The sequence below is a fragment of the Rickettsia endosymbiont of Lasioglossum villosulum genome, from assembly GCF_964026455.1.
Taxonomy (GTDB): Bacteria; Pseudomonadota; Alphaproteobacteria; order Rickettsiales; family Rickettsiaceae; genus Rickettsia.
Genome location: NZ_OZ032152.1, coordinates 1246350 through 1258494 on the forward strand (window position 1 = coordinate 1246350; position 12145 = coordinate 1258494).

A 12145-nucleotide genomic window follows, 5' to 3' on the forward strand; every position below is an offset into this window, starting at 1 on the left:
TGTGAGTATACTTCTTTTCTTTCAAGAGCAGCATTATATACTCCTCCTAAAAGAAAATTTTAATAGTTTTATTTAATGATTCTTAAGATGTCACTTCAAGTTTTACATTAAGACATAAAGATCTAAATTCTTTTATCATCACGTTAAATGATTCAGGAATACCAGATTCAAAATTATTTTCACCACGCACTATAGAGTCATAAATCTTAATTCTACCATTTACGTCATCTGATTTAACAGTTAACATTTCTTGTAAAGTATAAGCAGCCCCATATGCTTGTAATGCCCAGCATTCCATTTCCCCAAAACGCTGACCACCAAAATACGATTTTCCTCCAAGAGGTTGCTGAGTCACTAAACTATAAGGACCTATAGAACGAGAGTGAATTTTATTATCTACTAAGTGATGTAGCTTTAATAAATATTTCTGCCCTACAGTTACTAGGCGATCAAAATACTCACCAGTTCTACCATCAATTAGCTTTACTTGCCCTGAAAGATCTTGACCTGCAAGCCTTAGCATATCCTTAACGTCTTCAACCTTTGCACCATCAAATACTGGAGTTGCAAAATATACTCCCTTAGCAGCTTCATTACAGAATGCAATAATTTCTTCGTCAGATTTTTCAAGTATATAATTAATATTCTCACCATATAGCTCGATTAAAAACTTCTTAATCTTCTCAATACTTGCATGTTTAGTTTTATGTTCTTCTACTAACCCTGCTATTTTTTTTGCTAGATTCACTGATGCCCAACCAAGATGAGTTTCAAGCACCTGCCCTATATTCATACGAGAAGGAAGACCTAAAGGATTGAGAACAATATCAACTACCGTCCCATCTTCTAAGAATGGCATATCCTCTTCTGGCACAATACGTGAAATAACACCTTTATTTCCGTGTCTTCCTGCCATCTTATCACCAGGTTGTAATTTATGCTTAGTTGCAATAAATACTTTTACAACTTTTAAAGCACCTTGAGGTAAATCATCTCCGCTTTGTAATTTTTCTACCTTAGTAGCGAACCTTTTATTAAGAGCTTCTTTTTTGCCATCATAATGACCTTTTAGCTGTTCTATTTCGTTCATTACATTTGCATCTTCAACAGTAAACTGCCAAAGTTGTCCTTTAGATAAACCTTTTAATATTTCGCTTGTAATAGTTTGCCCAGTCTTTACTGTCTTAGGACCATTAATACTTATCTGTCCTACTAAAAGCTTCTCAAGCCAACTAAATACAAAATGCTCGATAATTTCTAATTCATCATCACGGTCTTTTGCTAATTTCTCAATTTGTTGTTTTTCAATAGCAATAGCACGCTGATCTTTTTCAACACCTCGACGAGAGAATACTCTTACTTCTACTACCGTTCCGCTAACCCCGGAAGGAACATGCAGCGATGAATCTTTCACATCAAAAGCTTTTTCTCCAAAAATAGCTCTCAGTAATTTTTCCTCAGGAGTAATAGGTGATTCACTTTTCGGCGTTACTTTCCCTACTAAAATATCTCCTGCTTTTACTTCTGCACCTACGTAAATTATTCCGACTTCATCTAAATGACGCAGAGCTTCCTCGCTTACGTTCGGTATATCACGAGTAATTTCTTCCGGACCAAGGCGAGTATCTCTTGCTATTACTTCAAACTCTTCAATATGAACAGAAGTAAAGACATCTTCTTTTACTATTCGTTCTGATATTAGAATTGAATCTTCAAAATTGTATCCATTCCAAGGCAAGAAAGCGACTAAAACATTTCTGCCTAAAGCAATTTCACCATTATCGGTACTAGGTCCATCAGCTATAATATCATTCTTCTTAACATAATGACCAACCTTAACTAAAGGCTTTTGATTGATACAAGTATTATGGTTAGATTTTTGGAATTTTAATAAGTTATAAATATCAACTGAAGGGGCACTTTCGGTTTTTTGACCAATAGCTCTAATTACAATTCTATTTGAATCTACTTGTTCAACTATACCATCATTTAATGCAAGTACAGATGCTCCAGAATCTTTTGCTACCACTCCCTCAACTCCTGTACCTACAAAAGGTGCATCGGTTTTAATTAAAGGAACCGCTTGCCTTTGCATGTTTGATCCCATCAAAGCACGGTTAGCATCATCATTTTCTAAGAACGGTATAAGAGAAGCTGCAACAGATACAACCTGCATAGGCGTTACATCAATGAAGTCTACTTCATGTGGCTCTACCATTACAAAATTGCCACCTTCAACTCGGCAATTAATAAATTCGCCCTGCAATACTCCATCTTTATCAACCTTAGAATTTGCTTGACCGATCTTATACTTCCCTTCTTCAATAGCTGAAAGATATACTACTTCATCGGTTACATGTCCGTCTTTGACTTTTCTATATGGGCTTTCTATGAAACCATGCTTATTTATTCTAGCATAAGTTGCCATAGAGTTAATTAGTCCGATATTTTGACCTTCAGGTGTTTCAATAGGACAAATACGACCATAGTGAGTTGGGTGCACGTCACGCACTTCAAAACCTGCTCTATCACGACTAAGACCACCAGGACCTAATGCTGATAATCTTCTTTTATGAGTTATTTCAGACAATGGATTTGTTTGATCCATAAATTGGGATAATTGCGAAGTGCTGAAAAATTCCTTTATTACTGAAACCAAAATTTTAGAATTCACTAAATCGTGAGGCATTACTGTATCAATATCACCTGCCGACATTCTTTCAACCACTGACTTTTCCATCCGGACAAGACCTATTCTGAATTGATTTTCTATCAATTCACCAACCGATCTAACTCTTCTGTTACCTAAGTGATCAATATCGTCTATAATCCCTTTGCCATCTTTAAGCTCTACTAAAACTCTTAATATATTTTTTATATCATCTGTAGTTAAAACAGTAGTTTCATCAGAGATATTTAGTTCTAACCTTGAATTCATTTTTATTCGACCTACTTCTGAAAGATCATATCTTTCAGGGTCAAAGAATAAATTATAAAATAAACTTTCAGCAGCTTCAATATTAGCAGGTTCGCCAGGTCTTAATACTCTAAAAATATCAAATAATGCTGATTCACGATCCTGGTTTTTATCAGAAAATAAAGTATTTCTTATATATGGACCGGATTGAGGATTAATTACTAGTACGCTAATATTTTTAATTTTCAGATCACTAATTACACTAAGTAACTCAACAGTAACCATTTCGCCGATTTTTGCTAATACTTCACCGCTTTCAGGATCTTTTAAATCCTCAGATAAATATTTACCAATTAAAGCTTCATGAGATACTAAAATATTATTAAGCCCTTCCCCAGCATATTTTTTAGCTAAACGAGGAGTAATTTTTTGTCCTGCTTTAAGTAAAACATTTCCTGTATCAGCATCTATTAAATCACTTGTTAATCTATGTGCAGTAATATGGCTAGGCATAAATTTAACTGCCCATCCCTTATTTTTAACCACTTTATAATTTACTGAATCATAATAAAATTTTATAATTTCCTCTGTGCTCATGCCTATTGCTTTAAGCAAAGTAGTAGCATAAAGTTTTCTTTTTCTATCTATTCTAAAATAAATAATATCTTTAGTATCAAACTCTAAATCAAGCCATGATCCTCTATATGGAATAACACGTGCAGAATATAAAAGTTTTCTAGAAGAGTGAACTTTGCCCTCATCATGATAGAAAAACACCCCAGGTGAGCGATGCATTTGCGATACAACTACCCTTTCTGTACCATTAATAATAAAAGTACCATTTTTAGTCATTAATGGGATGTTACCCATATATACTTGTTGTTCTTTGATACCTTTAATCTCTCGGCTACCAGTATCTTCGTCTATATCCCAAATACTTAACCTTAAGGTTACCTTAAGAGAAGAATCATAACTTAAGCTTCTTTGAGTGCATTCCTCTACATCATATTTTGGAGTATCAAATTCATGTTTAACGAATTCTAAGTTAGCAATATTAGAAGGATCAGAGATAGGAAAAATTGAATTTAATATAGATTGTAAGCCTTTATTTTTTCTTTCGGAATCTTTTGTATCTAGCTGTAGAAAATTTTTTTCATATGAATTTTTTTGAATCTCAATTAAATTCGGTATATCTGCTACTAAATTTATATGACCAAAATTTTTTCTTACTCTTTTATTATGTGACAAGGGTTGTACTTCAATATTATCCCTTAATGAAACCATATAATCTCCTGACTGATAAAAAATTAACTATCAACATTGAAGTTAATAGTTAAAGAAACTTAAATAGACTTATTATTAAACTTTATTAACGCAAGCATTATGATAAGATTTTATAAAATCTTGTCTTAATACTGGAAAAACAAGGAAAATAATAGCTTAAGGTGGCTTTTGCTATCATTTTTATACTGTAAATCTTTTTAATATAACTTACGGTAAATCTTCACTTATAATTAAGGACAAGTCTTACTAGAGTCCTAATCTTTTTAGTCGAATTTAAGATTAAATTCTTATCTTAAATCTGCATCATTAACTTTTAATTTTTAATGCTTAGAGTTTAAGTTATTAACGTAAATACGGTTTTACAGTTTCATAACTTAACTACATTAACTAAAATTTTTGTTAAATGAAGATAATTTTGATAAAAATTTTTAATGGTAATTTTTAACTTAGCGTTAACTACTAGAAATTACTAACAAATCACTTTATAAAAAAGTAATTCATTAACAAAATAGCTAAAAGCCTTATTTAAATTTAACTACTAAAATAAGGCTTTTAAAAATTCTAATAAGCAATTTTAAATTTTATATTAACGTAAAAAATTTATTATAAAAATAAAATTACTTTAATTCTACTTTTGCTCCAGCAGCTTCTAATTTGCTTTTAATTTCTTCTGCTTCTGCTTTTTTCACATTACTCTTAATTGGCTTTGGAGCTTCATCAACTAATTTTTTAGCTTCAATTAAACCAAGACCTGTAATTTCTTTTACAATTTTAATTACTTCCACTTTTTTATCACCACTAGCAGCTAAAACTACTTCAAAATTAGTTTTTTCAGCAGCTGCTTCAGCAGCAGGAGCGGCGGCAGCGGCGGCAGCTGCTACAGCTACAGGTGCTGCTGCAGATACACCCCATTTTTCTTCTAACATTTTTACAAGCTCAGCTGCTTGCATTAATGTTAAAGATGATAATTGTTCTTCAATTTTAGCTAAATCTGCCATAATTTTTTCCTTTTTACTTTTATATATTATTATCTGAATTAATTTTTACTAGCATTTGCTTGTACTACCCTGGCTAAGCTTGAAGACGGTGCTTGTAAAACGCCTGCAATCTTAGTAGCCGGAGCTTGTAATAACCCAACAATTTTACTTCTAAGCTCATTTAATGAAGGTAACTTAGAAAGTTCTTTTATTGAATGTTCATTTAATACTTGTTTATCGACTATACCGCCAACAATCTTAAGATTTTCATTGCTTTTAGCAAAATTAACTACTAACTTTGCCATTTCAACCGGTTCTTTAGAATAAACAATAGCGGTAGGACCCGAAAATAAGCTTACGATATCATCAAGACCTGCTTTATTTGCTGCTATTTTTGCTAAAGTATTTTTTACAACTTTAAAACCTGCATCCTTAGACTTAAGAGACTCCCTAAGTGAATTGACTTCACTAACAGTTAATCCGTGATAATGAGCAACGATTACAGATGGTGAATCTTTATAAATACTTGCTATTTCTTCTACAACTTCCGGTTTTTCTGATCTTAACACTCTATTAATTCTCCTTGTTACAACACTTGAGATGTTTCTATATTTTTCTTAATAACTTATTATTTATTAAGATAGCTATTTTTTTATACTTTATTAGTCTACTTACAAAAATTTAGATTAATATTTGAAGTTTTACTTTAAGCTATATTTATAAAATTTAGTACAAATAAGTTTAATATATATTAGACTTTGCATAAATCAATAAGTTAGATAGCTAAAAAATATAGACTCAAATGTATTATGCTATACTAGCTAAATCTATTTGTACTGATGCACCCATAGTAGAAGATAAATATATTGCTTTTAAATAACTTCCTTTCACTCCAGTAGGTTTTGCTTTAACTACTGCATCAATAAACGCTTTCAAATTTTTTAATAAATCTTGATCTGGAAAAGATAATTTTCCAAGACCTGCGTGAATTATACCTGCTTTTTCTGCTCTATATTCTACTTGACCGCTTTTAGCATTCTTAACAGCACCCTTAATATCTAATGTCACAGTCCCGAGTTTAGGATTCGGCATTAAACCTTTTGGTCCTAAAATTCTTGCAACTGAACCTATAGCTGCCATCATATCGGGAGTAGCTATACATACATCGAAATTGATCTTACCAGCTTTAATTTCATCAATAATATTGCTTGAGCCTACTAAATCTGCACCAGCAGCTTTAGCTTCTTCTTCTCTTTCCTCTTTACAAATAACGGCAACTCTTACAGTCTTACCTGTTCCTGCTGGTAAATTCACTACACCACGTACCATTTGATCAGAATGTCTTGGATCAATTCCAAGCTTCATAACTATTTCTAAGGTTGGATCAAATTTAACATAAGAAGCGGATTTTAATCTCTCAACCGCAGTTGTTAAATTATATAAACTATCCGATCTTACTTTAACGCGTGCTTCTCTTATTTTCTTACCGCCGCTAGATTTTATAGCAACATCTTTGTTATTTGACATAATAATTAATTCCCTACAACTTCAATTCCCATGGATGCTGCACTACCACAAATAATCTTTGTTGCAGCTTTAATATCTTTTGTATTTAAATCAGGCATTTTTAACTTTGCAATCTCACGGCAATCATCCATAGTGATTTTACCTACCACAGCTTCCTTTTTAGTAGCCCCAGATCCTTTGGTGACTTTAGCATATTTCTTTATAAGATGAGATGCCGGCGGTGTTTTAACTATAAAAGTAAAACTCTTATCTGCATATATAGTAATAACAGTTGGAAGAGGCGTCCCTTTTTCAATACCTTGTGTAACAGCATTAAAAGCTTTACAAAATTCCATGATATTAACTTTTCTTTGTCCAAGCGTTGACCCTATAGGAGGAGCAGGGGTAGCTTCACCAGCCTTTACATAAAAGTTAATATGACCTTCTATTTTTTTTTGTGCCATTTACGAATATCCTTCTTTTCTCTCTTAATCATAGCCTTAAATTTTTTTATCTTTAAAGATAATCAAATAATAATTCTATTCATTTATTTACATTAGTCGTTTTTCTTTACTTGGGTAAAGCTCAACTCTATCGGAGTTGCTTTGCCAAATATTGATACTGAAACTTTTAATCTAGCTTTTTCTTGGTCTACTTCTTCTACAGTACCTGTAAAGGTTTCAAAAGGTCCTTCTGTAACAGTCACTATTTCGCCGACCTCGTATAATTTCGCATCTTTTGCTTCTTTAGCTTCGGTTTCTAATCTAATATTCTGTATTTCGCTTTCCGTAAGAGCTTTTGGAGTAGTTTTACTACCTAAAAAGCCTGTTACTCCTGGTATATTTTTTACTAAATGCCAAGATTTATCTGTCATATTCATTTTTATTAGAATATAACTAGGCATTAATTTTTTTTCTACCTTGACGTTTTTACCGCGTTTAACTTCGGAAACACCAAAAACCGGTACTAATATATCATCAAAAAAATCTGACATTTTTTGCTTGCTAATTCTCTCAAGCATCACTCGTTTTATACGATTTTCTGCTCCTGATGCAGTATGTATAACATACCACTTTTTTGTATCTTTTTCAGAATTTGACAATATATCATCTATATTTTGTTCTGCCACAATTTATTCCTTGATAACTTATTTACCGATGTTAAGTAAAATTTGTATTATATTATGTATACCATAATCGAGCACTAAACAAATTAGGCTAAAAACAAAAACCGCTAATATGACTACTAAAGTCGAAGCAGTTAACTCTTTTTTAGTGGGCCAAACTACTTTATAAGCTTCTTGTTTAACTTGTTCAAAAAACTTGTATATTTTATATTCTTTAAACATATTTATAAGTTATTTTATAGTAAAAACCCTATTACTTGTAATGGCAGGAGCGACAGGCATCGAACCCGCAACCTCCGGTTTTGGAGACCGGCGCTCTACCAATTGAGCTACACTCCTATCATATTTTAAATAAAAAATCAACAAAATTTATTGGAAACCTTTTTATTTAAATATAATATTTTTAATTTTAAGCTAATAATAAATATTATTTTTTAGCTTTAATAGTATCTGCAACTTGAGTTGGCACTTGATCATAATGATTAAATACCATACTATACTGAGCTCTACCTTGCGATAAAGATCTAAGCGTATTAACATAACTAAACATTTCAGCTAAAGGAACATATGCCTTGATCACTTGAGCATTACCTCTTGGCTCCATACCTTGAACTTGTCCTCTACGACTATTTAGATCACCAATAACATCACCCATATACTCATCTGGTGTAATCACCTCAACTTTCATAATAGGTTCAAGTAATTTAGGATTACCTTTAGGCATCCCCTCTCTAAATGCTGCTTTTGCTGCAATTTCAAACGCAAGTACACTAGAATCTACATCATGGAAAGCACCATCAATTAATGTAGCTTTAAAATCGATCATCGGATAACCTGCAATTACGCCTGTTTCCCTAATGTTATTTAATCCTTTTTCTACACCAGGAATATATTCTTTAGGTACAGCACCACCAACAATTTTACTTTCAAAAATAAAGCTCTTATTTTTATCTTCTTCTTTTAGAGGTTCAAAAATAATTTTTACACGTGCAAATTGACCTGCACCACCTGATTGCTTTTTATGGGTATAATCAATTTCGCAAGCTTTAGTAATTGTTTCACGATATGCAACTTGAGGAGCTCCAATATTTGCTTCAACTTTAAACTCTCTTCTCATACGATCGATGATGATCTCTAAATGAAGCTCACCCATTCCTTTAATAACAGTTTGCCCTGTTTCTTGATCAGTTGAAGTTCTAAATGAAGGATCTTCAGCTGCTAAACGAGAAAGAGCTAGTCCCATTTTTTCTTGATCGACCTTTGATTTAGGCTCTACCGCAAGCTCAATAACTGGCTCAGGGAATTCCATTCTTTCTAGAATTACTTTTTTATCTTCATCTGATAATGTATCACCAGTAGTGGTATCTTTAAGCCCTGCTAATGCTACTATATCACCTGCTGATGCTTCTTTTACATCCTCACGGTTATTAGCATGCATTAATAGCATTCTACCTATTTTCTCTCTTTTATTCTTTACAGTATTAATAACAGTTGTCCCGGAAGTAATCTTACCTGAATACACTCTAATAAAAGTTAATGAACCAACAAACGGATCATTCATAATTTTAAATGCTAAGGCAGAAAATGGCTCAGAAACAGAAATAGGGAAATCTTTTTCTTCACCTGTACTAACTTCAACGCCCTTTACTGTAGCAATATCAATAGGTGATGGTAAATAATCTACTACAGCATCAAGTAGAGGCTGTACGCCTTTATTTTTAAATGCACTACCACATAAAACTGGATAAAAAGCTGCCGTAATAGTACCTTTTCTAATTAATTTTTTAATCTCTTCTTCAGTTACTTCTTCACCAGACAAATATTTTTCCATGATTTTATCGTCTAGTTCAACAACCATATCAAGCAAATTAGCACGATATTCTTCTGCTTTTACTTTCAGATCATCAGGAATTTCTTGATAAGAATACTCAGCACTTAAAGACTCGTCTTTCCAAACTATTGCTTGCATTTTAACAAGATCAACAACTCCTTTGAAATTTTCTTCAATACCTATTGGAAGCTGAATAACTAAAGGTTTTGCTCCTAAACGATCCTTGATCATGTCAACGCATCTATAAAAATCCGCTCCCATTCTGTCCATTTTATTGACAAAACACATTCTAGGAACATTATATTTATCAGCTTGTCTCCATACTGTTTCAGATTGAGGTTCAACACCTGCAACGCCGTCAAATACTGCAACAGCACCATCAAGAACACGTAAAGAACGCTCTACTTCGATAGTAAAGTCAACGTGTCCAGGAGTATCAATAATATTAATTTGTTTATCTTGCCATCTACAAGTAGTAGCAGCCGAGGTAATTGTTATACCACGTTCTTGCTCCTGCTCCATCCAGTCCATGGTAGCACCGCCCTCATGAACTTCACCTATTTTATGGGATTTACCTGTATAATATAGAATACGTTCTGTAGTAGTAGTTTTACCTGCATCAATATGAGCACATATACCGATATTACGGATATTTTCAAGCTTTTTACTCATATTTAGTTACCCTGCTTTGTTTTTTTAGGGCTAAAGTGTGAGAAAGCTTTATTAGCTTCAGCCATTTTATGGGTGTCTTCTTTCTTCTTAATAGCAACACCTCTATTATTTGAAGCTTCAAATAATTCTTCAGCGAGTTTATCAATCATCATTTTTTCAGAACGTTTTGTTGCCGCTGTAATAATCCAACGAGATGCAAGAGCATAGCCTCTTCTTTCATCAACCGGAGTTGGAACTTGATAATTAGCTCCACCTACTCTTACAGAAGTTACTTCCAAATATGGCTTTACATTATTCATAGCATTATTGAAAGTCTGATACGGATCAGCTTTATGTTTCTTTTCAATTTTATCGAAAGCAGAATAAACTATTTTTTCTGCGAGAGCTTTTTTTCCCTCTTTCATAATATTATTGATAAACCTAGAAAGTAAAACACTGTTATACTTCATATCAGGTAAAATTACTCGCTTTTCTGCGGCGTGACGACGTGACATTTGACTTTTTCTCTCTAACTAATAATTATTTTTTTGTAGCTACAACTTGTTTACGAGGAGCACCATAACGTGAACGACCTTGTTTACGCCCTTTAACTCCGGCAATATCATAAGCACCGAGTACCACGTGATATTTTACCCCTGGAAGATCAGGAACCTGCCCGCCTCTTACTAATACTCTATCGTGCTCTTTCACACTATGCTTTTCACCAGGAATATAAACATTTACTGTTCTTTTATTACTTAAACGTACAGTTGCTACTTTACGAAGAGCTGAGTTAGGCTTTTTAGGAGTAACAGTTTTTACTACTAAACAAACTCCACTTTTAAAAGGATTAGCCTCTAACGCAGGAGATTTAGTTTTACGAACTTTTGATTTTCTTCCAAAACGTACTAATTGATTATATGTTGGCATTAAAAAAACACTCCAAAAAAACTTACATATACGATGATTAAAGGGCAAAAACTACTTTTGCCCTTTGAATTTTAAATGATTTTACAAATGCAAATAATATATTTACACTGTCAAATTAAATTACACTAAATTTAAATTATAATTACTTTTTCCATAAAAGCAAGTATGTTTTAACTAACAATTAGTTTTTTCTCTATTATTCTTGCTATAAAACTTATTAGCATCACTAAAATATAGTAACAACAAGCGGCAACAATCATGGGGAAAAAATAATTATACGTCTCAAGCGATACAATTTGTGCTCTTTTCATCAAGTCCATTTCTCCAAACATTGAAATAATGGCTGACTCTTTGATTAAATTGATAAGCTCATTGGTTAGCGATGGAAAAATATTTTTAATTGCTTGTGGCAAAATTATATCTTTCATAATCAAAAATTTGGGGATAGCAAGAGCTTCTGCCGCCTCAAACTGCCCTTTATCAACTGCATTAATTCCTGCTCTTATTACTTCCGAAACATAAGCACCTGAATTAAGAGAAAAAGAAATAGCACCTGCCATAAATACAGTAAATTTAATACCTATATAAGGTGAGGCAAAATATATAATACTTAATTGGATTAATAAAGGCGTACCTCTAAAAATAGAAGTATAAAAATCTGCAAAAAGTCTTAACGCACGATTTTTATTTACCTTACATAGTGCTAGCAATATTCCTATAACTAGACCAAATATAACAGCAATAACGCTATATTTCAAAGTAACCAAAGTCCCTTCTACGATAAAAAGAATTTTTGGAGAAAATTTTATTAAATATTCAAGCATGTTTTTTGTGTTGTTAGTTTGCCAGTGTAGATACTAAATTGTCATTGCGAGAAGCGGAGCGACGTGGCAATCTCAGGAATTTTATACTACTTCATGAGA

11 protein-coding genes and 1 tRNA gene are annotated in these 12145 nt (G+C 32.7%); all 12 read right to left on the bottom strand.

Annotated features, from left to right (window positions below; all coding sequences use genetic code 11):
• Positions 1–82: 82 nt before the first annotated feature.
• The gene (gene rpoB, locus AAGD49_RS06200; RefSeq protein WP_341788375.1) at positions 83–4201 is read right to left on the bottom strand and encodes a DNA-directed RNA polymerase subunit beta; all 4119 of its coding nucleotides are present in this window, start codon (positions 4199–4201) and stop codon (positions 83–85) included.
• 617 nt (positions 4202–4818) lie between these two features.
• Entirely contained in the window at positions 4819–5199 is a 381-nt protein-coding gene (rplL, locus tag AAGD49_RS06205) for a 50S ribosomal protein L7/L12 (protein ID WP_341788376.1), read from the bottom strand.
• A 38-nt stretch (positions 5200–5237) separates the two neighbouring features.
• On the bottom strand, positions 5238–5747 hold the full coding sequence (gene rplJ / locus AAGD49_RS06210; protein WP_341788377.1) for a 50S ribosomal protein L10: 510 nt from the start codon (positions 5745–5747) through the stop codon (positions 5238–5240).
• A gap of 238 nt (positions 5748–5985) precedes the next feature.
• Positions 5986–6705: a 50S ribosomal protein L1 gene (rplA, locus tag AAGD49_RS06215; RefSeq protein WP_341788378.1), complete on the bottom strand. Its 720-nt coding sequence runs from the start codon at positions 6703–6705 to the stop codon at positions 5986–5988.
• Positions 6706–6710: 5 nt separating this feature from the next.
• A complete protein-coding gene (gene rplK, locus AAGD49_RS06220) occupies positions 6711–7148 on the bottom strand; it encodes a 50S ribosomal protein L11 (protein WP_341788379.1) in 438 nt (145 codons plus the stop codon).
• A 92-nt stretch (positions 7149–7240) separates the two neighbouring features.
• Complete coding sequence (nusG, locus tag AAGD49_RS06225; RefSeq protein WP_341788380.1) at positions 7241–7813, bottom strand: transcription termination/antitermination protein NusG; 573 nt, start codon at positions 7811–7813, stop codon at positions 7241–7243.
• Between the two features lie 18 nt (positions 7814–7831).
• Positions 7832–8032, bottom strand: a complete 201-nt coding sequence (gene secE, locus AAGD49_RS06230) for a preprotein translocase subunit SecE (protein ID WP_341788381.1) — start codon at positions 8030–8032, stop codon at positions 7832–7834.
• A gap of 41 nt (positions 8033–8073) precedes the next feature.
• Positions 8074–8149 (bottom strand) — tRNA-Trp (locus tag AAGD49_RS06235).
• Positions 8150–8237: 88 nt separating this feature from the next.
• The gene (gene fusA / locus AAGD49_RS06240; RefSeq protein ID WP_341788382.1) at positions 8238–10313 is read right to left on the bottom strand and encodes an elongation factor G; all 2076 of its coding nucleotides are present in this window, start codon (positions 10311–10313) and stop codon (positions 8238–8240) included.
• Positions 10314–10315: 2 nt separating this feature from the next.
• Positions 10316–10807: a 30S ribosomal protein S7 gene (rpsG, locus tag AAGD49_RS06245; RefSeq protein WP_341788383.1), complete on the bottom strand. Its 492-nt coding sequence runs from the start codon at positions 10805–10807 to the stop codon at positions 10316–10318.
• Between the two features lie 25 nt (positions 10808–10832).
• The gene (gene rpsL / locus AAGD49_RS06250) at positions 10833–11222 is read right to left on the bottom strand and encodes a 30S ribosomal protein S12 (RefSeq protein WP_341788384.1); all 390 of its coding nucleotides are present in this window, start codon (positions 11220–11222) and stop codon (positions 10833–10835) included.
• Between the two features lie 170 nt (positions 11223–11392).
• Complete coding sequence (locus AAGD49_RS06255; RefSeq protein ID WP_341788385.1) at positions 11393–12046, bottom strand: amino acid ABC transporter permease; 654 nt, start codon at positions 12044–12046, stop codon at positions 11393–11395.
• Positions 12047–12145 lie beyond the last annotated feature (99 nt).

Bases quoted from the DNA above. Each gene is read 5' to 3' on its own strand.
- rpoB (WP_341788375.1), bottom strand. From the start codon at position 4,201: ATGGTTTCATTAAGGGATAATATTGAAGTACAACCCTTGTCACATAAT.
- rplL (WP_341788376.1), bottom strand. From the start codon at position 5,199: ATGGCAGATTTAGCTAAAATTGAAGAACAATTATCATCTTTAACATTA.
- rplA (WP_341788378.1), bottom strand. From the start codon at position 6,705: ATGTCAAATAACAAAGATGTTGCTATAAAATCTAGCGGCGGTAAGAAA.
- rplK (WP_341788379.1), bottom strand. From the start codon at position 7,148: ATGGCACAAAAAAAAATAGAAGGTCATATTAACTTTTATGTAAAGGCT.
- secE (WP_341788381.1), bottom strand. From the start codon at position 8,032: ATGTTTAAAGAATATAAAATATACAAGTTTTTTGAACAAGTTAAACAA.
- fusA (WP_341788382.1), bottom strand. From the start codon at position 10,313: ATGAGTAAAAAGCTTGAAAATATCCGTAATATCGGTATATGTGCTCAT.
- rpsG (WP_341788383.1), bottom strand. From the start codon at position 10,807: ATGTCACGTCGTCACGCCGCAGAAAAGCGAGTAATTTTACCTGATATG.
- rpsL (WP_341788384.1), bottom strand. From the start codon at position 11,222: ATGCCAACATATAATCAATTAGTACGTTTTGGAAGAAAATCAAAAGTT.
- AAGD49_RS06255 (WP_341788385.1), bottom strand. From the start codon at position 12,046: ATGCTTGAATATTTAATAAAATTTTCTCCAAAAATTCTTTTTATCGTA.